Origin of the sequence: Clostridium sp. YIM B02569, from assembly GCF_022320765.1 — a bacterium.
Classification (GTDB): domain Bacteria; phylum Bacillota; class Clostridia; order Clostridiales; family Clostridiaceae; genus Clostridium; species Clostridium beijerinckii.
In genome coordinates, this window is sequence record NZ_JAKJJX010000002.1 from 180,814 (window position 1) to 205,176 (window position 24,363).

Consider the following 24,363-nt stretch of genomic DNA (forward strand, 5'->3'; position numbering starts at 1 on the left):
TAAGAATAAATAGAAATTGAAGTCTCGTTATAAATTAACTTCATTGTTTGTTGAGTTAGTGTTATCTATCATAATTTTTTCATTGTTTTTAAACCCTTTGAAGGCAGTTTTAAACAATATGCTGATATCCATTAAGATATTCCAGTTTTCTATATAGTGAATATCAAATTCAATTCTTTTTTTTATGGAAGTATCACCTCTATAGCCATTTACCTGTGCTAATCCAGTTATTCCCGGTTTTACTTGATGTTTTACCATGTAAAGAGGAATTTCATTTTTAAAGTTTTCAACAAAATGTGGAAGCTCAGGTCTAGGACCTACTAAACTCATATCACCTTTTAATACATTAAAAAATTGAGGTAATTCATCTATGGAAAATTTACGAATAAAAGAACCAAATTTAGTTTTTCTAGGATCATTATCGGTGCTCCAGCCTGTCTCCTCTTGCGAATTAATTTTCATGGATCTAAATTTATACATAACAAATAAATTTTTGTTTAATCCAACACGTTTTTGCTTAAATATTACAGGACCCTTTGAAGTAAATTTGATAATCACAGCAGTGATAATCATTATAGGGCTTGTACATAATATTAAAAAAAGTGAACCTAGTATGTCTAAGGATCTTTTTATAAAGGCATTTCCTAAGTTGTCTAATGGGATTCTTCTTATATTAATTAGAGGAATGCTTCCGAGTTGATCAATGTATGGCTGGCTTGGAATATATTTATAGCAAAATGGTATTATAGAAATTTTTGTACCGCTTTTTTCACAATCCGAAACTATATTTTCTAAATGCTTTGCATCTGACAAATCAAGAGCACAAACAACTTCATCAGGTTTATATTCATTTAGAACATTATATAAATCAGAATAATTTCCAAGCTTTTTGCCATAGAAATTAGAAACATCTGACACATATCCAGAATAATTATATCCAAAACCTCTATTATTTTTAAGAACATCCAAGTATTCATTTGCAACCTCTCCGGCACCAACAATTACTACATGTTTTAAATTTAGTCCTTTAGTTCTCATTCTTGATAATACTTTTCTTAAAATCAATCTTTTGGCCATTATTAACATGATGTTCACAAAATAAAAAATAATAATAACTAGCCTCGAAATGTGTACTAATTTTAGAACAAATAACAATGATAAAAGAATAGCAGTAAGAATCGTATTTGACTTAATTATTGCACTACATTCCTTTACAAATGATCTTGTTCTAAACGAGTGATAGAGGTTAAAAAAATTAAACAAAATTAAATTTATTGGGATTATTATAATAGAAAATTCAATATATGTAGTTAAAGTTATGTAATAAGTGTCAGGTGAAAAAATATAAAAACGAATTAAATATGCTAGTGTAATTGAGATAAATAAAATTATAATATCTGAAATAGCATTAAATTTATTCAAGAGGTTTTGATTTTCCTTTATCATCTATATCATCCTTTATAGTTGAAATTTAAACTGCTTCATTATCGTGTCATAAATGTCTAAATGTTTACTAAATAACAAAAATCATATACATATTTTAGGTGTATAATATCATTTTACATAAAAGTTTGCAATAAATAAAGGGTTTCAATAAATTGGACTAACTACCAATGTATAATTATAGCAGTAGTCATTTATTTATTCTTTATAATATGATAAAATTCAATATAGAATGTGAATAAAGTGTATATGTTCCAACTTTAAAGTTCTTATTTATGAATAAAGAGGTTTGAAATCTTTAGTTGTGTATTCAAATTTACTTAAGTTAGATTAATTAAATGATGTTCTAGATAATGAAAATTCGATGGAATTCTGATAAATTAATGTCTAATGACTAAAAGTATAGAGAAAGAAGTGATTATTTTGACAAAAGGTATAATACTTGCGGGTGGAAGCGGGACAAGACTTTATCCACTAACTATGGTGACTTCAAAACAGTTGTTACCAGTATATGACAAACCTATGATTTATTATCCATTATCAACTTTAATGTTAGCTGGAATTAAGGATATATTAATAATTTCAACACCTAATGATCTACCTAATTTTGAAAAGTTATTAGGTGATGGATCCAGATATGGAATTAATTTATCTTATAAAGTGCAACCATCTCCCGATGGACTAGCTCAGGCTTTTATTTTGGGAGAAGAGTTTATAGGAAATGATAATTGTGCAATGATTCTTGGAGATAATATATTTCATGGAAATGGACTTAAAAATCATTTGAAAAAAGCAGCAGAAAATGAAGGCCGTGCAACAGTTTTTGGATATTATGTAGATGATCCAGAACGATTTGGTGTAGTAGAATTTGATGTTAATGGAAAAGCTGTATCGTTGGAAGAGAAACCAGATAATCCAAAATCTAATTATGCTGTAACAGGGCTTTATTTTTATGATAATAAAGTATGTGAATATGCAAAAACTTTAAAGCCATCCCAAAGAGGAGAATTAGAGATTACAGATCTAAATAAAATTTACCTTGAACAAGGAAACTTAGATGTAATAACCCTTGGAAGAGGATATGGCTGGCTTGACACTGGAACAGTAGATAGCTTAACAGAAGCTTCAGAATATGTAAAAGTAATTGAAACTAGGCAAGGTCTTAAAATAGCGTGTTTAGAAGAGATTTCTTATAAGAATGGATGGATAGATAAGAAAACATTACTTGAAAGCGCAGAGCAATATGGAAAGAGTCCTTATGGACAGCATTTGAAGAATGTAGCAGATAATAAAGTTATTTATTAATTGCTAATTGTACATTGAAAAGAGGGATACATAATGAATTTAATAAAAACAAAATTAGAAGGGGTTTATATAGTGGAACCAAAAGTTTTTGGTGATGAACGAGGATGGTTTATGGAAACTTACTCTAGAATTAAAACACCAGAAATAGCTTGTGATTTTGTACAGGACAATCAATCTTATTCTAGGGAAAAAGGGATACTTAGAGGTATTCACTTTCAAAATGGAGAGCATGCTCAAGCAAAATTAGTACGTTGTGTTAGGGGTGCAGTACTAGATGTTGCAGTAGATTTAAGAAAAGGCTCTAGTACGTATAAACAATGGGTAGCAGTAGAGCTGTCAGCAGAAAATAAAAAGCAACTCTTTATTCCAAGAGGATTTGGACATGGATTTTTGACAGTAACTAATGATGTTGAATTTGTGTATAAGACAGATAATTATTATAATTATGAAAGCGATAGAAGTATTAGTTATTGCGATCCTGAAATAGGTGTTGAATGGGGAATAGAAAAGCCTATTCTTTCAGAAAAAGATAAAAAAGCACCGCTACTTAAAGATAGTGATTGTACATTTATATATAATAAATAATTAATAATGGACTTAAAGAATTGACAGTTGACAATGTACAATTGGCAATGAAGGATGAAAAGATTGTAGTTTTTCTGAAAAATTAAATTTAAGAAGTTCCAATGGAATTTAATCCTAAATTGTCGATTGTTAATTTTCAATTGTACATTGAAAACGGAGTGTGGAAAATGAAAATAGTTGTAACAGGTGGAGCAGGGTTTATAGGTGGTAACTTTGTTCACTATATGCTTAATAAATATAAAGATTATAAAATTATCTGCGTAGATGCGTTAACCTATGCTGGAAATATGGAAACACTCGCATCAGTTAAGGATAATTCTAATTTTAGTTTTTATAAAATAGATATAGCTGATAGAAATGCGGTGTTCAATATGTTCGGAACGGAAAAGCCTGATATAATAGTAAATTTTGCAGCAGAAAGTCATGTGGATCGTTCCATTGAAAACCCAGAAATATTTTTAAAAACTAATATTATGGGTACACAAGTACTTATGGATGCTTGTAGAAAATATGGAATAAAGAGATATCATCAAGTATCTACAGATGAAGTCTATGGAGATTTACCTTTAGACAGACTAGATTTATTTTTTACTGAAGAGACACCTTTACATACATCAAGTCCATATTCAGCAAGTAAGGCATCAGCAGATCTGTTAGTTGGAGCATATTATAGAACCTTTAATGTTCCAGCTACAATTTCGCGTTGCTCTAATAACTATGGGCCATATCATTTCCCAGAAAAGTTAATTCCCCTTATGATAGCAAATGCTTTAAATAATAAAGAATTGCCCGTATATGGAACTGGTGAAAATGTGCGTGACTGGTTATATGTAGAAGATCATTGCAGTGCAATTGATTTAATTATTCATAAGGGCAGAGTTGGGGAAGTATACAATATTGGTGGACATAATGAACGTACAAATTTAGAAGTAGTTAAAACTATTATTCATGAACTAGGTAAATCAGAAGATCTTATTAAATTTGTTGGAGATCGTAAGGGTCATGATATGCGTTATGCTATTAATCCAACAAAAATTCATAATGAACTTGGCTGGCTTCCTACAACAACTTTTGATGAAGGAATTAAGAAGACTATTAAGTGGTATTTAAATAATAAAGCTTGGTGGAAAAATATAATCAGTGGCGAATATCAAAACTATTATAAGGGGATGTATGAAAATAGATAATACTTTAATAGAAATAAATAGGCCATTAGTATCTATATTATTAGCTGTATATAAACCAAATGAATCTTGGTTTATAGAACAGCTGATTTCTTTAAATGAACAAACTTATGAGAATATAGAGTTATTAGTTTATGATGATTGCCCTGAGTTCCCGGCTAGTGAAGAGTTGATAAAAAGATATATTACAAATTTTTCATATGTGATAGTAAGAGGTCTTGAGAATAAAGGATCCAATAAAGCATTTGAAGAACTTACAAAAATGGCAACAGGTGATTTTTTTGCATACTGTGACCAAGATGATATATGGGAATCTAATAAAATAAAGATTCTTTTAAATACATTGAAAAAGGATAATTCTTTATTGGTTTATAGTGATATGTCTGTAATAGATGAGGAAGGAAAAGTAATAGCAAAAACGTTAATTGAAAAGAAACCAAGAATAAATTATGTTTCTGGGGAAACGTTATTTCCTAAATTTTTTTTTAGTAATTGTGTTTCTGGATGCTGCCTTCTTATAGATAAAAAAATAGCAAAGAAATCTATTCCATTTTCAGAAGTTACTATACATGACCAATGGCTTTGCATGATGGCTAGCTATTATGGAAAAATATCTTTTATAAATGCAGCAATGGTAAGATATAGAATGCATGAAAATAATCAAACAGGAAGTTTAAGGGGAATTTACAATAAAAAAGATTATTATAATTTAAGAGTAGATATATTAAAGCAAAGAATTAATGAAATAAAGAAACATATTAATAACATAAATTTAAATGAAATTGAGAATTTTTGCAATGCTAGGATAAATAAAAATATATTGAAAATATTAAAATACTCTTATTTAGATACAAAAGAAGCATACTTTGAAATTATAATAAAATATATTCCGAATTGGTTATTTAAAATTATAATTAATAAATTAAAGTGAGATGATAAAAATGATTCTTGTTACTGGAGTAAATGGACAATTAGGTTATGATGTTATAAAAGAATTAAATAAAAGGAATGAAGAATGTATAGGAATTGGCAGAGAAGAATTAGATATTACAAATAGTACTGCTACCTATGAATATATTATAAAATTAAAGCCAAAATGTATTATACATTGTGCAGCATATACAGCAGTGGATAAAGCCGAGGATGAAGAAAAAATATGTTCTAAGGTAAACGTATATGGTACAGAGAATATAGCCAAGGCTTGCAAAAAAATAGATTCTAAAATGATTTACATATCTACAGATTATGTTTTTAATGGTAAAGGTAATATTCCATTTGAAGTAGATGGAAATAAGGAATCACTTTCAGTTTACGGAAAATCAAAGTATGAAGGTGAATTGAAGGTGAAAGAAATTTTAGATAAATATTTCATAGTTAGAGTTTCTTGGGTATTTGGAATTAATGGAAATAATTTTGTGAAAACCATGCTTAAACTTGGAGAAAAAAAAGAAAGTTTGAGTGTAGTTTGTGATCAAATCGGAAGTCCTACTTATACAGCAGATTTAGCACCGCTTTTATGTGATATGGCTGTATCGGAAAAGTATGGAATATATCATGCTACTAATGAAGGCTTTTGCTCATGGGCTGAGTTTGCTAAAGAAATTATGAGAAAAGCAAATTTAAATTGTAATATAAATCCCATTCCAACAAGTGAGTATCCAACTAAGGCGGTAAGGCCCTTTAATTCTAGGCTTTCCAAGAAAAGTCTTCTAGATAATGGATTCAATATCCTACCAAATTGGAAAGATGCTTTAGATAGATTTTTATTAGAAATAATATAATGACATAGTATAATCTAATTATTTATTATTCAAAATATTAATTATGAAAATTATATGTGACAAATAGGAGAGTTTTATGAAAAAATATTGGTATAATTTTACTAAGTACAGGCACTTATTGGCTGAGCTGGTGAGAAAAGATATAAAAGTTAAATATAAAAGATCTTATTTAGGATTATTATGGACATTACTTAATCCACTATTAATGATGATTGTTTTAACAGCAGTATTTTCAACTTTGTTTAAGCACAATATACCTAATTTTCCAGTATACCTTTTGACTGGAAAGATAATGTTTGATTTTTTCTCTCAGGCTACTAATGGAGCCTTAGGTTCTGTTATAGGGGGAAGTTCATTACTCAAGAAAGTATATATTCCTAAATATATATTTCCATTATCAAAAGTAGCATTTGCATTTGTAAATCTATTGTTTTCATTAATTGCATTATTACTTGTAATGATAGTAACCAAAACTCCATTTAATTTAACATTAATTATGTTGCCATTGCCGTTATTTTACATATTTCTATTTTCGTTGGGATTGGGCTTAATATTAGCTACTTATACAGTATTTTTTAGAGATATAATGCATTTATATGGAGTATTGCTTACAGCTTGGATGTATTTTACACCTTTGTTTTATCCAGCAGAAATTTTACCAAAGAATATTTTATGGGTATTAGAAGTAAATCCTCTTTACCATACGATTGAAATGCTAAGAAATATAGTATTATATAATAAAGTGCCTACACTTATGGATAATGTAATCTGCCTTTCTTTTGGATTAGTTGCTCTTATAATAGGATTACTTGTATTTTACAAAAAACAAGATGAGTTTATACTTAGTATATAGAAATAAAGGAGTTTAGCGATGAAGGATGAAATAGTGGTTTCAGTAGATGAAGTATCTATGAGATTCAATCTAGGCCAGGAAAAGATAGATAATTTAAAGGAATACTTTATTAAGTTTATAAAAAATCAACTTCTATATAAAGAATTTTGGGCGCTCAAAAATATAAGTTTAAAGGTTAGAAAAGGTGAAGTATTTGGAATTGTAGGCTATAATGGGTCTGGTAAAAGTACATTATTAAAAATAATAGCAGGAGTTATGAAACCTACAAAAGGGAGAGTAAAAATAAAAGGATCAATGGCACCACTAATAGAATTAGGTGCGGGATTTGATAATAATTTAACAGGAAGAGAAAATGTGTATTTAAATGGTGCAATTTTAGGATATTCAAAGCAAAAACTTGATAAAGCATTTGATGATATACTTGAATTTTCAGAGTTGGGTAACTTTATTGATGTGCCTGTTAAAAATTATTCATCTGGGATGGTTGCAAGACTAGCATTTTCTATTGCTACAATAGTAGAGCCACAAATATTAATTGTAGATGAGGTTCTCTCTGTGGGAGATTATAAATTTCAAGAAAAATGTCAAGATAAATTGAAGAAAATGATAGATAGAGGTACTACAGTATTGTTTGTATCTCATTCTATCAAACAAGTAGAGGAATTATGTGATAGAGTTGCTTGGATAGATAAAGGCCAGCTTAGGATGGTCGGAGATTCAAAAACTGTGTGTCAAATGTTTTTAGAGAATAAGTAAAGGAGATTAACTATGAATAGATTTTGGGATATTGTAATGAAACCATGCTTAGAAGCAATAAATGCAAAAAAGATAGTGGAGATAGGATCAGATAATGGTTATGGAACTAAAAACTTAATTAAATATTGTGAAGATGTGCAAGGTACAGTTATATCTATAGATCCATTTCCTAAATATGATAGTGAAGAATGGGAAAAAGAACACGAAGGGGTATTCAAGCTTTACAAAGATTTAAGTTTAAATAGATTACCTTTGCTAAAGGATTATGATGTGATTTTAGTTGATGGGGATCATAATTGGTATACCGTATATAATGAGTTGAAAATAATTGGAAATACTTTCGGGAATAACGAATTGCCACTAATTTTTCTACATGATATTGATTGGCCATATGCAAGAAGAGACTTATATTATAATCCAGATAATATACCAGTTGGTTATAGACAAGCGTATGCTAAAAAGGGTATGTTACCTGGTGAGTTAAATTTAGTAGATGAGGGTGGATTGAATGACCATCTAGATAATTCTATTTATGAAAATAATCCTAGAAATGGAGTTCGTACCGCTATCGAAGACTTTATTAAAGAATTTCCGAATCAAGAGAATATTGAATTTGTTTCTATCCCAGGATTTTTTGGGCTAGGAATAGTTTTTGATAAAAAGAAACATGAAAATATATTAAATGTTATTAATAATCAAACTGTTAAACAAGATGTTATACATAAGATAGAAGATGAACGTATAGATTTTATAATAAAATGCAAAGATTTGAAAAGAAGCAATTTAGAAAAGAATAGACAAAATACGGAATTAAACAAGGAGAATTCAGAATTAAGCAGGCAGAATTCAGAATTAAGCAAGCAGAATTCAGAATTAAGCAAACAAAACACGGAATTAAAAAATAAAATAGACAATTATATACGTATAAAGGATGCATTACAAACAACAGTTCAACAGAAAAAAGCAGATCAGACTAAAATTCAATCCGAAAATGATGTTTTAAAAGATAAGTATGATAATCAGTTAGAAGAAAATAAAAAAATGCAACAATTAATTAAAGAAAAAGATAAGCGTATTAACAAATTAGTAATAGATAATACAATACATTTAGGCTCTATAAAATATAGGATTGGTGATGCAATTGTTAGAGGAATGAAGCCATCTATAGATACAATTAAGATGCCAGTTAGAATAGCGAGATTATTTAAAGAGGGAATACAAAAGAAAAAAAAAAATTCTCTAAAAATAGAGAATAAAGAGAGAAAAGAAAGTGCATTAAATTTAGCACCTAAATTAGATGTGGCTATTCAGAAAGTTGAAAACTTTATGATAAGAGATTTAGAGCAATTAGAAAAAGACAAAAAATATATTTCAAGTTTACATACAAAATATATTGAAACAAGTGGAATACAAGGAAACCCTCTTGTTTCAATTATTGTAGTAAATCATAATGGTGCGGATCATTTAAAAATTTTCTTTAAATCAATTATAGAAAATATAAAGTATGATGCTATTGAGCTTATTGTAGTGGACAATGCATCTAACGATAAGTCATTAGATATCATTAATAATTATGCAAATAATCTAGATATAAAGGTTATAAAAAATTCGAAAAATGAAACTTATTCTAAAGCAAATAATCAAGGTGCGGAAATAGCAAAAGGTGAATATTTTTTATTTGCCAATAATGATATAGAAGTATTTGAAGGCTGGCTTGAGGAATTACTTATTACTTGTTGTAATAATAAAAAAATAGGTGTGGCAGGATCATTGTTATTCTATCCAGAATGTCCAAAAGATAGCCCAAATAAAGATAAGTCCTTCACTATTCAACACTGCGGAATTAAGTTTAATAAAACAGAAGAGCGAATGGTTCCGTACAATTATTTAAATGGGAAATCTCCGAACGAGTCAATAAAGGAGACAACTAGTATTGCAAGTGTAACTGGTGCATCCTTAATGGTTCAGCGTAATAAATTTTTCCAAGTAGGAGGATTTACAGAAGAATATATATATGGTTATGAAGATGTTGATTTTAGCTTAAAGTTAATAAAGAAGGGATATACTAATTACATTGTTCCATCATCAATGGCTTATCACTTTGAATTTGGGACACAATCAAAGCAAAGTTCAGTTGCGGTAAGTAAAAGAAGACTAAATAATATAAAAATATTTAAGTTAAGATGGGAAGCTTGGTTAGAAAAGCAATATAATGAATCTATTTTTACTAAAGATAACAGATTTTTTGATACAAAGATAAAAGTAGCATTTGCAGTAACAGAGGCAGGAGACGATGTAACAGCAGGAGATTATTTCACAGCAATGGAATTTGGCGAAGCCATGAAGAACAGAGGATGGGAAATTGAATTTCTTAAGAGAAAGGGACCTGAAGATTGGTACCAAGTAAATGATGATGTTGATATAGTAATCGCTCTATTAGATGTCTATGATGTGAGAAAAGTTAAATGCAACAATAAAAATTTAGTTACAGTCGCTTGGGCAAGAAATTGGTTTGAAAGATGGGCAAGTAAACCTTATATAAATGACTATACTTATGTGGCTGCTTCAAGTGAGATTGCATGTGAGTATATGGAAGGTATTATTGATAAAAAAGTTTTACTGTTAAAAATTGGAAGCAACAAAGAAAGATTTACTTTAAATAAGATATTAAGTCCAGAGTTAGAATGTGATTATTGTTTTACAGGGAGCTATTGGAATGATCCAAGAGAGATTATTGATATGTTGAATCCACAAAAATATCCGGAATATAAATTTAACATCTACGGTGCAAATTGGGATAAAATTGATAAGTTTGCACCATATAATAAAGGATTTGTATCATATTCTACAATGCCTGAGATTTATGCTTCAACCAAGATTGTTATAGATGATGCGAACAGGGTAACTAAGCCATTTGGTTCAGTAAATAGTAGAGTGTTTGATGCTTTATGCAGCGGAGTTCTTGTCATTACCAATGGTTTACTTGGAGCAGAACATACATTTAATAAATTACTGCCAACTTATACAAATGAAAAAGAACTCCATGATCTTATAACTTATTATTTAACTCATGAAGAAGAAAGAATAGAATTAGTTAAGAAATTGCAAACAGAGGTATTAGAACATCACACTTATGACACTAGAGTAGATGAATTATTAGGAATGCTAGGTTGCGTGAAACCTAGAAAAACAGTAATTATTAAGACACCTGTTCCTAGGGCAGAAATTGCAGAAGAGTGGGGAGATTACCATTTTGCATTAGCACTAATCAGAGAATTTGAAAAATTAGGATATGAAGCTAAATTCCAATATCTTAACCAATGGAATGATGATGATTCTTATGCAGATATAATTATGGTACTAAGAGGTCTTAATAAATATGAACCTAAAAATTATCATTACAATATTATGTGGAATATTTCTCATCCAGATAAGATTACTATGGAAGAGTATTATTCTTATGATACTACATATATTGCCTCAGAAATTTGGGCAGAACATGTTAGAAGAAATGCACAAAACTCTTATACAAAAATAGAAGTGTTATTACAATGTTCAGATACCTTGGTATTTAAACCAGTTGAAAATGATTGTTTAGAATATGAATTACTGTTTGTTGGAAATTCTAGAAAGATATTTAGAAAAGTAATTAAAGATTTAATACCAAGTAAGTATCAATTGTCTGTATTTGGAACAAACTGGAGAGGACTAATTCCAGATGAGTATATAAAAGGAGAAAACATTCCAAATACAGAACTTTATAGGCATTATGGAGGCGCAAAAGTTGTTTTAAATGATCATTGGGATGATATGAGAGAAAAAGGATTTATATCTAATAGAATCTTTGATGCTTTAGCGTGTAAGAGTTTTATAATAACAGATGAAGTACAAGGATTAGAAAAATATTTTGGTGATGCAGTAGTTACTTATAAAGATAAGGTAGACTTAGGGCAAAAAATAGATTTATATATTAGTAATGAGAAATTAAGACAAGAAAAGATAAAACAAGGATACGAAATAGTTATTAAAAATCATACATTTGAACAAAGAGTAAAACAAATAGTAAATGATATTAATTTAGAGGAGAATAATTATGCTTAAAATAGGTGTAGTAGGGACTGGATATGTAGGCCTAGTTCAAGGTGTTATTATGGCGGAATTTGGAATGCAAGTAACTTGTATGGATATAATTGAAGAAAAAATTCACATGTTGCAAGAAGGAAAAGTGCCCATATATGAACCAGGATTGAAAGAACTAATGGATAAAAATGTAGAAGCAGGGAGATTACGATTTTCCACAGATATGAAGTGGACAACTGAAAATAGTGATGTGATTTTTATTGCAGTAGGAACTCCACCTAAGGATGATGGAAGTGCTGATTTGACTTATGTTTTGCAAGTAGCAGAAAGCATTGCTAAGTATATGAATGGATATAAAGTTATAGTTGATAAATCAACAGTACCTGTTGGAACAGGAAAACTTGTTAAAGAAACCATTCAAAAAATATTAAACAACAGAGAATGTAATTATGGTTTTGATGTCGTTTCAAATCCAGAATTCTTAAGAGAAGGAAAAGCAGTAAGGGATTGTTTGACACCAGACCGTGTAGTAATAGGGACTGAATCGGAAAAAGCAAAAAATATTATGAAAAAAGTATATGATGTACTTTACATTAATCAAACCCCATTTTTATTTACCAATATAGAGACAGCGGAAATGATTAAATATGCATGTAATGCATTTTTAGCAGTTAAGATTAGTTATATTAATGAGATGGCACTTTTAGCAGAAAAAGTAGGTGCGAATATACAAGAAATTGCAAGAGGAATGGGAATGGATGGGCGAATATCCCCTAAATTTTTGCATGCTGGTCCAGGATATGGTGGATCTTGTTTTCCAAAAGATACAAGAGCAATAGCTGATATTGCTAAAAAGCATGGTGAAGAATTTAAAGTGGTGGAAGCAGCTATTGCAGCAAATGAAAAACAAAAGCAGAAGATGGTGGATAAAATCACTGCCGTCTTAGGAGAAGATAATCAACTCGAAGATATAAAAGTAGCTATATTAGGGCTGTCATTTAAACCAGATACTGATGATATGAGAGAGGCACCTTCTATAGATATAATTAATGGATTAGTATCTAAAGGAGCAAAAATTCAAGCGTTTTGCCCACAAGGAATGAGTGAGGCAAAGTGGAGGCTTGTGAATATAAAAGAATCAATTTTATATACCAAGAATGAATATGAAGCTGTTGAAGGCGTTGATGCAGTTGTTCTTATGACAGAATGGCATCAGTTTAGAGGGATGGATTTAAATAGAATTAAAGAAAATATGAGGGGAGAAGTCTTTTTTGATTTAAGAAATGTTTATTCAAAAAGTGATGATATAAAATTAATATTTAAGTATTATTCAGTTGGAATGTAAAGATTTTGGAATCTGTTGGTAATTTAGTGCTATTATAAATGGTTGCATACTTAAGCATAGTATTTTGAGTTATATTTTTATTGAAGCTTCTAGAGTAAAACATGGTGATTAATTAAAATCTAAAACATTGGATGAGATTTTTCATATTTTAGATAAATAAGTATTTAGTAAAAATAATCATATTCACATATACAAGTACGGATAATTAGATAAATTTAGATCAAGTAACTTCTAAATCAAGATTGATAGCTTAAATTTTTTTATTCAATGATCAATTATGGTAAAATGTAAAAATTAAAAATAAGGTTATAGTAAGATATTAAATAAGATTAATATCTGTGGAAAATAGAACTAATAAAGTGAAATGCGTTAATGCACGGTAAAGGTGAAAGATTAGATATTGCCTACAGTAAAATATAAAATAGAAAAACTTAGCGAATAAAAGAAAAAATTTAAAAATGATTTTGCAATTTTAAAAATGCATCAATAACTTAGTATGTACTATTTTCTATAAAATATGAATACATGGTTAGGAGTTATCAAGTAATATAAAAGAATTCATTTGTAAAGAGAAATAAGAAAAAGTATATACTTGCAGGAAAAATAATAGAATCAAATTTATTTGAATATTGGATTATGAAACTGGTAAAGCATATTGTGATAAACAAAGGAAGTATTACATAAAGATAGTTAGTGATTTTTTCTATTTTTAAATATAAGTTAAAGACAGACTTGAATTAATATTTTTAATATTACTTAGTCTGAAAATGGATTCGATAGGGAGTATGTCGCTATAGTTAAATTATTCTATTGATAATAATGTATTTTAGAATTCTTTACTACAAGATAGAATATGATTCAAAAACTTGTATGAATATAAACATATGTTTCCCAATTATGTAATAGTTAGATCATGTGTCCGAATGTTGAAAGTAATTTACGATATATGTATTTAAAGAGTCAGCTACGTTTTTATTTGGAGAGGAAATTATTTATGAAGAAAATTATTTATTTATTTCGGGATAAGTACGTTAAAATTTATAGTTTAGTATTTTTTATTATTACGGCAATAGTATTTGCCAAATTTATTTTTGGAAATAATCTATTAATATATACCGACACTGGTTCAGATACATACTATGTATATTGGCCATTTTATAAATTTATATTACAATCAATAAAAGAAGGTACTTTTAGTCTTTGGTCTTTTCATATGGGAATAGGAACAAATATTTTTTCACTTACGGATTTAATGTTTGATCCATTCAACATAATTTTGATTATTTTCCCAATAAAAATGATCCCATATGGTATAGTACTTTTAATGATAATTAAATTATATATTAGTGGATTAATTTTCTATTTATATTTAAATATGATAGGAATTAATGTAAAAGTAACGATTCTAGGAAGTTTGATTTGGGCATTTAATGGATATATAGTACTTTGGGGGCAACATTATATGTTTGCTACAGAAGTAGTCCTATTTACTATTATTATTTATGGGTTAGAAATGTTTTTTAGGAATGGCAAGAAAGGCATATTTATTGCAGGGCTGACTTTATTGCTAATAAATTCAGCCTATATGTCATATGCAGTGAGCATATATATTTTCATATATTCAACAATAAGATTTCTAATATTTAAAAAATTTAAATTAATTAAATTCTTAAAATATTCATGTAAAGTTGTAGTTGTGTATTTGATTTCCATTGGAATAAGTGCTATTGTTTTTATTCCAAGTTGTTATTTAATATTAAGTTCACCTAGAGTTTCAAGTAATAGTAAGGTACCAGATTTATTTCAAAATTATTTTAATATGGCGTCAACATTAACTAGACTATTTAGTAATAATTTAATGGGAACTACTAATTATATTGGATATTGGAACTATTATGAGGACATGATATTATCAAGTGCTATTTTGATGATATTACTAATTCCTCAATTATTTATTATTTTTAAGGAAAAAAGAAAAGTCATTTCGTTGATAATTATATTGGTTATATTATCAATAAGTTCACCAATAGTATCATATGGATTTAATGGGTTTAGTACAGTTGCATATAGGTGGAGTTATCTGATAATATTTACAATAGTATTAGGCGGTATTTTTACATTAAATAAGATAATTGATAATAAAAATATTAATAAGAATCTTTTATTAGGAACAATGATAAGTTTAATTATTGTTTTAGTAATATCGGTCTGTTGTGTATTAGTTAGTACCAATAAGCAAATTAATCCTATAAATTTATATAGGATACTAATACAATGTGCATTTATTATCTCTATAATAGTTTTAAGCTTTTTGATGTTAATATTTTATACAAAGAAGAAAAAAAAGCAATATATATATATATTATTTGTAATAACATTATTAGATTTAACCTCAAATAGCTATATAGCTTTAAATATGAGAAATACATTAAATACATCATATATGAATGAAAATAGTGGGTATTTTGATAATAGTAATAAAGCTATTGAATTAATTAATAGGCTTAATAGTGGGTTTTATAGAGTTGATAAACAATATGATTCTGTATTTTTAAATGATTCTGTTTATCAAAATTATTATGGGATTACAGCATATAACTCATTAAATTCCACTGGATATCTTCAATTTGCTAAGCAGTATGATGACTTTTTCCAAAATACAAGCCAAATTGATAATTTTCAGGGAGATAAAAGATTAATAAGTTTTTTAGGAGTAAAATACATACTTGATAAAGGAAATAAATCCGATGATACTTATAGTTATGTAGATACGGTTAATGATATTAATATATATGAAAATAAGGAGGCGTTTCCGTTAGGATTCACATATGATAACTATATTTTAGATAAAGATTTTCAAAAGTTGAGTGTAGGAAAAAAAGCAGAAACTATTCTTAACAGTGTTGTAATTGATCAAGATGTAGAATTTTTAAATAAAGCAAAAGCTATAAAAAGTAAAATGATTGACTATAATAATTTGGAATTTAAAGATTTAATAATAGATAAAAATGATAAAAATTTAATCTCATATACATCTAAGAATTCAGATTCATGTATAATTATCCCATTAAATGAAAAGTGCAATAGCGATATTTTATTGGAGTTTAATTTAAAAAGTAATGTTGATATGACTGGAAAAGTATATTATAGCACTAACGATACATTTGATGAGAATAGATGTAATGTATTGAATATTAGTCATAAAAAAGAGAAATACTCAATTCCTATTGACTGTAAGAATGTTAAAAACATAAAAATAGTTATTGGAAATAAAGATAAAAAAGTTGATTTACAAAATATTCAGTTGTATGAAAGAGAAGACATGAGTAAATCTATATTAAATAAAGATTTATTCAATATAGATAAATTTACTGAATCAAATATAGTTGGTAAAATATCAACTGATAAAAAGAAAATATTAACATGGACTATTCCGTATGATAAGGGATGGAAAGTTAAAGTGGATGGAGCAGAAACAAATACTCTTAATGTTAACGAGGGAATGCTAGGTATACAGTTAGAATCTGGGCAACATGATATAGAATTAAGTTATACACCACAAGGAGTTGTAATAGGTGGATTTATATCAATTGTAACCATTATGTTTATCTTGCTGAAATCAATAAAAGATAGAAATGGATTATATAGGGAAGGGATGAATAAGAATGATATCATTCAATAGACCACTATTTATTGGAAAAGAAATGGAATATATAAAAAAAGCTATAAGTAATAATAAGATTTGCGGCGATGGAGAATTTACAAGAAAGTGTAATGCTTGGATTGAAGGAAGAACAAAAACAAAAAAAGCATTGCTTACCACATCTTGTACGCATGCACTTGAAATGGCTGCAATATTAGCGGATATTAAAGATGGAGATGAAGTTATTATGCCAGCATTTACATTTGTATCAACAGCAGATGCATTTGTAATGAGGGGGGCAAAAATCATATTCGTGGATATTCGCCCAGATACTATGAATATCGACGAGAACTTGATTGAATCAGCGATTACATCAAAAACAAAAATAATTGTTCCAGTACATTATGCAGGAGTGTCTTGTGAAATGGAAAGAATTTTACAAATCGCGGAAAAATATAATTTACTAGTAGTTGAAGATGCAGCACAAGGTGTTATGTCAACATATAAAGGACAAGCACTAGGTACAATTGGAGATTTTGGATGTTATTCATTTCATGAAACTAAAAACTATTCTTCTGGTGAAGGCGGAGCGATATTAATAAAGGATGAAAAAAATTTAGAACGAGCAGAGATAATACGTGAAAAAGGTACTAATAGAAGTAAATTTTGGCGTGGACAAATAGATAAATATACATGGGTTGATTTTGGTTCATCCTATTTACCAAGTGAATTAAATGCGGCATATCTTTATGCACAATTGGAGAAAGCAGAAGAAATAAATAATCATAGATTAAAACTTTGGAATTTATATAATGAGTTATTGACCCCATTAAAAGAGGATGGAAAAATAGAGTTACCTATAATTCCTAAAGAATGTGAACATAATGCACATATGTTTTATATTAAGACAGATGATATCGAAGAACGAAGTAAATTAATTGTATTTTTAAAGGAACATGGAATAGAATCTGTGTTTCACTATATTCCTTTACATACCTCTCCAGCTGGATTAAATTTTGGAAGGTTTCATGGTGAAGATGTATATACTACTTCTGAGAGTGAAAGACTACTTAGGTTGCCAATGTATCACTCTCTAACTGAAGACGAAGTTAATTATGTAGCAGAAAAAGTTAAATTATTTTACAAAAGATAAAAAACAAGATATTTAAGGATTCAAATATTTGTTAGGTAAATAATTATAATTATGGTATTTGCTTAATAGTAGTTAAAAATTAGTGTGTTATGGAATGCACGAATAGATATTAAAAGTGAGGAATATTAATGAATAATGAAAAATTATCTTTTGTAATTCCATGTTATGGAAGTGAAAATACAATTAAAGATGTTATAGAGGAAATAATAACAACTATAGGAAGTAAAAATAAATATGAAATAATATGCGTTAATGATTGTTCGCCAGACAATGTATTGAGTGTGCTAAAAGAATTGGCATTTAGCAATAATAATATAAAAGTAATTGACTTAGCAAAAAATTCTGGGAAACACTCGGCTATGATGGCAGGATACCGCTACTGCTCTGGTGATGTTATTATTAATTTAGATGATGATGGACAATGTCCTGCATATCGATTATATGAATTGGTTGAGGTTTTACATAACGAATATGATGTAGCGATGGCACATTATGGAGTCAAAAATCAATCTGCATTTAAAAATTTTGGTAGTAAATTTAATGATCTCACAGTAGATTATTTACTTGATAAGCCTAAAGATATTCAAATAACTAACTTTTCTGCATTTAAAAAATTTGTAGTAGATGAAATTATAAGATATGAAAATCCATATCCATATGTAGAAGGTCTTATGTTACGAACAACATTAAATATAAAAAATATTTCGATGGAAAATAGAGATAGGCTTGAAGGAAAATCAAATTTTACATTAAAGAAAATGGTATCTTTATGGTTAAATGGCTTTACAGCGTTTTCGGTAAAACCGCTTAGAATATCTACAGTTTTAGGAATTATTTCATCACTAGTTGGATTTATATATGGGATTTGGATTGTAATTAAAAAATTATTTGTTGATCCTAGTCTACCAATTGGATATAGTTCTATAATGGCGGCAATTATGTTTATTGGTGGAGAATTAATGTTAGTTTTGGGACTTATTGGTGAATATATTGGGAGAATCTATATAAGTATAAATAATGCACCACAATATGTAGTTAGAGAAACAGTAAATGTTAATAAAGATAAGAATAAAAAGGAATTGGACAAAGTATATGAAATTTAAAATGTAATTAACTTTGTTATTATAGCTTAGAATGAAAGAAGCGGGTGCTAATTATGAAAAGGAAATTGATTATTATAGGAGCCAATGATTTTCAAAATCAATTAATAATTAAAGCAAAAGAAAGAAATATTGAAACACATGTATTTGCATGGAAAGATGGAGACATTGGAGAATATACGGCTGATAAATTTTATCCTATAAGTATAATTGAAAAAGAGAAAATATTAGAAGTAGCAAGAAAAATAAAACCTAATGGTGTTATATCTATAGCTTCAGATTTGGCTACAATTACAGTAAATTATGTGGCCAATGCATTAAATTTAGTAGCTAATAGTAATGAATGTACTTTTGTTTCAACTAATAAGTTTGAAATGAGGAAAGCCTTTGAAGAAAATAAAATTCCATGCCCAAAGTTTATTCATGTGACTGAAAATACAAGTTTAGATGAATTAAATATTGATTATCCAGTAATAGTAAAGCCTACAGATAGATCTGGGAGTAGAGGTATAAATAAAGTTTATTGTACCGAAGAAATGAAAATAGCAGTCAAAGAGGCTATTGAAGTTTCATTTAATAAGGAAGCACTAATTGAGGAATATGTAGAAGGAAGAGAATTTAGTATAGAGTATATTTCTCAAAATGGTAGACATAATTTTTTAGCTATAACTGAAAAATTTACAACTGGACAGCCTCATTTTATTGAAACAGCGCATATGCAGCCGGCAAGAATAACAAAAGAACAAGAAGAAAAAATAAAAGAAATTATTCCAAAGGCGCTAACAGCATTAAAAATTGAAAATGGAGCATCTCATTCTGAACTTAAAATCGATGAAAATAATATTATCAATATTATTGAAATTGGTGGAAGAATGGGAGGAGATTGTATTGGTTCAGATTTAGTTCAAATTTCAACTGGATATGATTTTGTTAATATGGTTATTGATATTGCTATAGGTGAAAAATTAAAATTAGTTAAAACTAGTGAACTTAGGGTAGCAGCAGTTAAATTCATTTTTAATGAAGAAGATTACAATATTTATAAGAATATAAAACAAAATCATAGTGATAAAATTTATAGAGTTAGTGAAATAGATCAAATAGGAAGTCGTGAAGTTACTGATAGTTCTACAAGATTTGGATATTTTATTTTAAGTTGCGATACTGTTAAAGAAGTATTAGAACTTCTAAAACTAGGTATGGAGTAAAAAATGAATAATAGAAAGTATTTTAATATTATATTTGTGCAAGCAATAATAGTTATATATACCTTATCTAGCATTTGTGCTAAATTAGCCTCAGCAAATAAATTACTATCAATAAAATTTATTGGGTTTTATGGATTAGAGATAGTGATTCTTGGAATATATGCAGTACTATGGCAACAGGTATTAAAAAGATTTGATGTATCAGTGGCATATGCAAATAGGTCTATTGCACTTATATGGTCACTTATATGGGCTGGAGTATTTTTTGGAGAAAAAATAACTATACCCAATATAATTGGAACACTTATTGTTATTTTAGGAATAGTAGTGGTGAATTTGGATGAATAAATTTATTTTTATATTATTATTTTCTGTGTTAATATCTTCAATATCCCAAATAGTTTTGAAAAAAAGTGCTAATAAGGAGTATAAAAATTTTATTAAAGAGTATTTAAATATTCAAGTGATCATTGGATATGCATTATTATTCATATCTACAATATTAACAATTCTTGCATTGAGAGGATTGCAATATAAAATTGTACCTATAATTGAAGGTGCTGGATATATATATATACTGATTTTAAGCTATTTATTTTTAAAAGAAAAGATTACAAAGAGAAAAATTGTAGGAAATATTATTATAATATTAGGCATTTTAGTATTTAATTTGTGAATAATATATAATGTAAGAATGGTACAAAATTGGAGTTTAGTTGATAAAACTTTTATTGCTTAATTGTTATAGATTCTTAATGAATAGATAAATTGTTATGTAAATTTTAATAAATATTAAGGCTATTGATATGCTTTAGGAAATTTAAGGAAGGGATTTATTTTGAATGTATTAGAAAAAGTTCTAAATGAAATAAATAATAATAAAATTATATTAATCGAAAAATTTAATGATAGGAAGTTTTGGCAGAAGATAAGAGAAAAAAGTATTGTAAATAAAAGTATAAAAATATTATATAAAGAGCTTGAAAAGCTTGAGAATGAAATAATGCCAGAATGCAATTATAGCTTATATAAAAAGTTTGCAGTAGAAGGAAACAGGAAAAAATTTGAAAACGTATATTTTAAGAGAAGACATTATCTTAATACATATGCTTTATGTGCACTATTAGATGGAGAAGAAAAATATATCAGGAAGCTTGAGGATATAATATTTTCTATTTGCAACGAATATACGTGGGCATTGTCAGCTCATCTAAAAAGGGATTCTTTGCTTATTAATGATTATGATGGAACAGATGAACAAAAGCATATATTTAATAGTTCGTTTATAGAACATTATACAACATTAGATTTATTTTCTGCGGAAACAGCGTTTTATTTAGCTGAAATAGCTTATATATTTAGTGATAAACTTAGTCCGTTTATAAAATATAAAATAGAAGTAGAAATAGAAAAAAGAATATTAGAACCATTCCTAAATAAAGAGAAGCACTCCTTTGAAACTCTTAAAAACAATTGGAATGCCGTTATAAATAGCTCAATCGGAATGGCAGCTATTTATATTAATTTGAATAATGAAAAGTTATCAATTATATTAGACAGAAATTTAAAGGCATTGAAAATATATATTGATAGTTTTGGGGATGATGGAGTTTGTACGGAAGGGTTAACATACTGGACTTATGGATTTTCTTTTTATACTATGTTTGGGGAACTTTTGATACAAAGAACAGATGGAAAAGTAGATATTTTTAAAGAAGATAAGGTGAAATCAATTGCGGAATTTCCCATTAAATGTAGATTTTCTAAGGGCAAAGGTATATGCTTCGCAGATGACTTACCAAGTTACAAAATAAGAATTGGAATTATGTCATATTTAAAAGAAAAGATGGATTTTAAATGTGATATATCAGAAAATGAAATAACATATATTGGAGAAGATCACTGCTATAGATGGGGACAATTATTAAGAGATTTTACATGGACTACAGAATTTGAAAATAATGAAGCTAGAAGTGAAAGTCACTATTTTAAAGATAGTATGTGGTTTATTACTAAAGCACTGAAAAAAGATGGTGAAATAATAGGCTTTGCTGCTAAGGGAGGAAATAATGAAGAATCACATAATCATAATGACATAGGAAGTTTTATGTTGCATGTGGCTGGAGAAAATGTCTTAGATGATATTGGAGTCACTGAATATACTGCACAATATTTTGGAAAGGAACGGTATGATAAATTTCTTTGTGCTAGTTCTAGAGGACATAATTTGCCGATAATAAACGGTAATTATCAGTTACAAGGTAAAATATTCTATGCTAAAGATATGATGGTAGATACAAGCGAAGAAGAAGATAATGTTATCATGAATCTGATTCATGTATATCCCGATAAAAGTATTATTTCTTTTGAAAGAAAATGGAATTTTAATAAAGAGAAGAATATATTAAAGCTGATCGATGAATTGAAGTTTTCTGAAGATCCTAAAGAATATGTGGAAAGAATAGTAACACGAAATAGAGTGAATGTATTTACAAATTATGTTCAGATCAGTACAGAATCTGACTATGTAGTAATAATAGATTTTAATAGAAATGAATTTCAAGTTAACACACTAACAGAAAGACATAAACAGCATGATGGGTTAACATATGAGAATATCAATATTATAGATTTCAAAGTATTGAATTTACAAAAAAATTTAAATATTGTTCTTGATATTAAAGTTATAAAGAAAAATAAATTATACTATAAAGAGCTCATAATTAACAAATTAAAGCATATGATGGGTAAATAATATGTATTCAGAAAAATCAATTATTCTAAGGCATCAATTAGTATATTCATTTCAGAATTATAACACTAATAAGTTTATAGAACATAAATTTATTTTTACTTCTAAAAAGCTTGTTTGTTTTTGCTAATTTTATAAATCCACTTTCATTATATTATTTTAATTAAAGATAGCAGCAAGCAAGTTGATTATACGAATTTTAGGATTTACTTGTTATTTAGCATTGAGCTTATTATATATAAAATCATATCCTATATTGTATATATAATTATACGTTATTAGAAGAGGTAATAAATAATGAAAATATTAATAATCTGTCCAATATATAATGGGGAAAAATATATAACAGAATTACATAAAATTCTATTAAGTCAAAGTTTAGATAACAGGCAAACTTTAGAGATATTATATATTTTAACTAAGAGTTCAGATAAAAGTGAAGATATATTAAAAGAATTAAAATGTAATTATACTGTAATAGATCCTAAGGAATTTTCTCATAGTAAAACTAGAGAAATGATTGCTATGAAAACAGATGCAGATATAATCATCTTTATCTCACAAGATGTAAAAATGAAAAATGATTTATGGCTCAAAAATTTGATATTGCCAATAATTAATAAAGAATGTGAAGCGAGCTTTAGCAGGCAGATATGTGAGAATAATACTATAGAAAAATATATTAGAGAAAAAAATTATCCAGAAGAATCTAGAATAGTCTCTAAAGAAGATGTACACAAGTATGGTTTATTGACATTTTTTTATTCAGATGCGTCATCAGCAGTTGATGCGAGTATATATAAAGAGTTAAAAGCTTATGATGGAAAGAAGCTGATAATAAATGAGGATATGTATTTTGCTCATAAATTAATATATGCGGGTTATAGGATAAAATATTGTGCTGATTCAGAAGTATATCACTCACATATATTCACCCTTAAGCAATTATATAATAGATATTTTGATACAGGAGTGTTTTTTAAGGAAAACACTTATTTTTTAAATTATAGAAGTAACGAAAGCGGAATTGTTTTAGCTAAATATGTATTAAAAAGAGCATTTGAAGAGAGAAATTTTAAGGTGATTTTAAACTTGTTGCCTAATTTCGGAATTAGATTTATTGGAAAATTTCTAGGTGAAAGACTTTAAATCAATACCAAAGCTTGCTAAAAAAT

The 24,363-nt window shown here is 27.8% G+C and carries 18 protein-coding genes; 17 read left to right on the top strand and 1 reads right to left on the bottom strand.

From position 1 onward, the window contains the following. Positions 1 to 27 precede the first annotated feature (27 nt). The gene (locus L3B96_RS02460) at positions 28 to 1,446 is read right to left on the bottom strand and encodes an undecaprenyl-phosphate glucose phosphotransferase (protein ID WP_238858712.1); all 1,419 of its coding nucleotides are present in this window, start codon (positions 1,444 to 1,446) and stop codon (positions 28 to 30) included. A gap of 387 nt (positions 1,447 to 1,833) precedes the next feature. On the opposite strand from L3B96_RS02460, the gene rfbA reads away from it, so the two are divergent. The 17 genes from rfbA to L3B96_RS02545 all read left to right on the top strand — a co-directional run bounded on the left by rfbA (position 1,834) and on the right by L3B96_RS02545 (position 24,337). Further along, entirely contained in the window at positions 1,834 to 2,748 is a 915-nt protein-coding gene (rfbA, locus tag L3B96_RS02465; RefSeq protein ID WP_238858713.1) for a glucose-1-phosphate thymidylyltransferase RfbA, read from the top strand. Between the two features lie 33 nt (positions 2,749 to 2,781). Then, entirely contained in the window at positions 2,782 to 3,333 is a 552-nt protein-coding gene (rfbC, locus tag L3B96_RS02470) for a dTDP-4-dehydrorhamnose 3,5-epimerase (RefSeq protein ID WP_238858714.1), read from the top strand. Positions 3,334 to 3,500: 167 nt separating this feature from the next. Continuing rightward, entirely contained in the window at positions 3,501 to 4,520 is a 1,020-nt protein-coding gene (rfbB, locus tag L3B96_RS02475; protein ID WP_238858715.1) for a dTDP-glucose 4,6-dehydratase, read from the top strand. Beyond that, entirely contained in the window at positions 4,507 to 5,448 is a 942-nt protein-coding gene (locus L3B96_RS02480) for a glycosyltransferase (RefSeq protein ID WP_238858716.1), read from the top strand. Before rfbB ends, L3B96_RS02480 begins: the two co-directional genes overlap by 14 nt. Before the next feature lie 10 nt (positions 5,449 to 5,458). Further along, positions 5,459 to 6,298 carry a dTDP-4-dehydrorhamnose reductase gene (gene rfbD, locus L3B96_RS02485; protein ID WP_238858717.1) on the top strand — a complete coding sequence of 280 codons (840 nt, stop codon included), beginning with the start codon at positions 5,459 to 5,461 and terminating at the stop codon, positions 6,296 to 6,298. A gap of 76 nt (positions 6,299 to 6,374) precedes the next feature. Next, positions 6,375 to 7,151 (top strand): ABC transporter permease, encoded by a 777-nt coding sequence (locus L3B96_RS02490; RefSeq protein ID WP_238858718.1) that lies wholly within the window; start codon positions 6,375 to 6,377, stop codon positions 7,149 to 7,151. An 18-nt stretch (positions 7,152 to 7,169) separates the two neighbouring features. Then, positions 7,170 to 7,907, top strand: coding sequence for an ABC transporter ATP-binding protein (locus tag L3B96_RS02495; RefSeq protein WP_238858719.1), 738 nt, complete (start codon positions 7,170 to 7,172; stop codon positions 7,905 to 7,907). Between the two features lie 12 nt (positions 7,908 to 7,919). Next, positions 7,920 to 12,008, top strand: a complete 4,089-nt coding sequence (locus tag L3B96_RS02500) for a glycosyltransferase (protein ID WP_238858720.1) — start codon at positions 7,920 to 7,922, stop codon at positions 12,006 to 12,008. After that, positions 12,001 to 13,332, top strand: coding sequence for a UDP-glucose/GDP-mannose dehydrogenase family protein (locus tag L3B96_RS02505; protein WP_238858721.1), 1,332 nt, complete (start codon positions 12,001 to 12,003; stop codon positions 13,330 to 13,332). Before L3B96_RS02500 ends, L3B96_RS02505 begins: the two co-directional genes overlap by 8 nt. A gap of 994 nt (positions 13,333 to 14,326) precedes the next feature. Further along, entirely contained in the window at positions 14,327 to 17,014 is a 2,688-nt protein-coding gene (locus tag L3B96_RS02510; protein ID WP_238858722.1) for a YfhO family protein, read from the top strand. Then, positions 16,998 to 18,128, top strand: coding sequence for a dTDP-4-amino-4,6-dideoxygalactose transaminase (gene rffA / locus L3B96_RS02515; RefSeq protein ID WP_238858723.1), 1,131 nt, complete (start codon positions 16,998 to 17,000; stop codon positions 18,126 to 18,128). The genes L3B96_RS02510 and rffA overlap by 17 nt, the downstream gene beginning before the upstream one ends. Before the next feature lie 128 nt (positions 18,129 to 18,256). Further along, positions 18,257 to 19,231, top strand: coding sequence for a glycosyltransferase (locus L3B96_RS02520; protein WP_238858724.1), 975 nt, complete (start codon positions 18,257 to 18,259; stop codon positions 19,229 to 19,231). A 53-nt stretch (positions 19,232 to 19,284) separates the two neighbouring features. Then, a complete protein-coding gene (locus L3B96_RS02525) occupies positions 19,285 to 20,436 on the top strand; it encodes an ATP-grasp domain-containing protein (protein ID WP_238858725.1) in 1,152 nt (383 codons plus the stop codon). Between the two features lie 3 nt (positions 20,437 to 20,439). Then, positions 20,440 to 20,784: an EamA family transporter gene (locus tag L3B96_RS02530; protein WP_238858726.1), complete on the top strand. Its 345-nt coding sequence runs from the start codon at positions 20,440 to 20,442 to the stop codon at positions 20,782 to 20,784. Continuing rightward, positions 20,777 to 21,112, top strand: a complete 336-nt coding sequence (locus tag L3B96_RS02535) for an EamA family transporter (protein WP_238858727.1) — start codon at positions 20,777 to 20,779, stop codon at positions 21,110 to 21,112. The genes L3B96_RS02530 and L3B96_RS02535 overlap by 8 nt, the downstream gene beginning before the upstream one ends. Positions 21,113 to 21,274: 162 nt before the next feature. Further along, positions 21,275 to 23,191: a heparinase II/III family protein gene (locus tag L3B96_RS02540; protein ID WP_238858728.1), complete on the top strand. Its 1,917-nt coding sequence runs from the start codon at positions 21,275 to 21,277 to the stop codon at positions 23,189 to 23,191. Between the two features lie 294 nt (positions 23,192 to 23,485). Continuing rightward, positions 23,486 to 24,337 (top strand): glycosyltransferase, encoded by an 852-nt coding sequence (locus tag L3B96_RS02545; protein WP_238858729.1) that lies wholly within the window; start codon positions 23,486 to 23,488, stop codon positions 24,335 to 24,337. The last annotated feature ends 26 nt before the right edge of the window (positions 24,338 to 24,363 follow it).

Coding starts and splice junctions, on each gene's coding strand:
- L3B96_RS02500 (WP_238858720.1), top strand. CDS start 7,920: ATGAATAGATTTTGGGATATTGTAATGAAACCATGCTTAGAAGCAATA.
- L3B96_RS02460 (WP_238858712.1), bottom strand. CDS start 1,446: ATGATAAAGGAAAATCAAAACCTCTTGAATAAATTTAATGCTATTTCA.
- L3B96_RS02535 (WP_238858727.1), top strand. CDS start 20,777: ATGAATAAATTTATTTTTATATTATTATTTTCTGTGTTAATATCTTCA.
- L3B96_RS02480 (WP_238858716.1), top strand. CDS start 4,507: ATGAAAATAGATAATACTTTAATAGAAATAAATAGGCCATTAGTATCT.
- L3B96_RS02490 (WP_238858718.1), top strand. CDS start 6,375: ATGAAAAAATATTGGTATAATTTTACTAAGTACAGGCACTTATTGGCT.
- L3B96_RS02520 (WP_238858724.1), top strand. CDS start 18,257: ATGAATAATGAAAAATTATCTTTTGTAATTCCATGTTATGGAAGTGAA.
- rffA (WP_238858723.1), top strand. CDS start 16,998: ATGATATCATTCAATAGACCACTATTTATTGGAAAAGAAATGGAATAT.
- rfbA (WP_238858713.1), top strand. CDS start 1,834: ATGACTAAAAGTATAGAGAAAGAAGTGATTATTTTGACAAAAGGTATA.
- L3B96_RS02525 (WP_238858725.1), top strand. CDS start 19,285: ATGAAAAGGAAATTGATTATTATAGGAGCCAATGATTTTCAAAATCAA.
- rfbB (WP_238858715.1), top strand. CDS start 3,501: ATGAAAATAGTTGTAACAGGTGGAGCAGGGTTTATAGGTGGTAACTTT.
- L3B96_RS02505 (WP_238858721.1), top strand. CDS start 12,001: ATGCTTAAAATAGGTGTAGTAGGGACTGGATATGTAGGCCTAGTTCAA.
- L3B96_RS02495 (WP_238858719.1), top strand. CDS start 7,170: ATGAAGGATGAAATAGTGGTTTCAGTAGATGAAGTATCTATGAGATTC.
- L3B96_RS02530 (WP_238858726.1), top strand. CDS start 20,440: ATGAATAATAGAAAGTATTTTAATATTATATTTGTGCAAGCAATAATA.
- L3B96_RS02510 (WP_238858722.1), top strand. CDS start 14,327: ATGAAGAAAATTATTTATTTATTTCGGGATAAGTACGTTAAAATTTAT.
- L3B96_RS02545 (WP_238858729.1), top strand. CDS start 23,486: ATGAAAATATTAATAATCTGTCCAATATATAATGGGGAAAAATATATA.
- rfbC (WP_238858714.1), top strand. CDS start 2,782: ATGAATTTAATAAAAACAAAATTAGAAGGGGTTTATATAGTGGAACCA.
- rfbD (WP_238858717.1), top strand. CDS start 5,459: ATGATTCTTGTTACTGGAGTAAATGGACAATTAGGTTATGATGTTATA.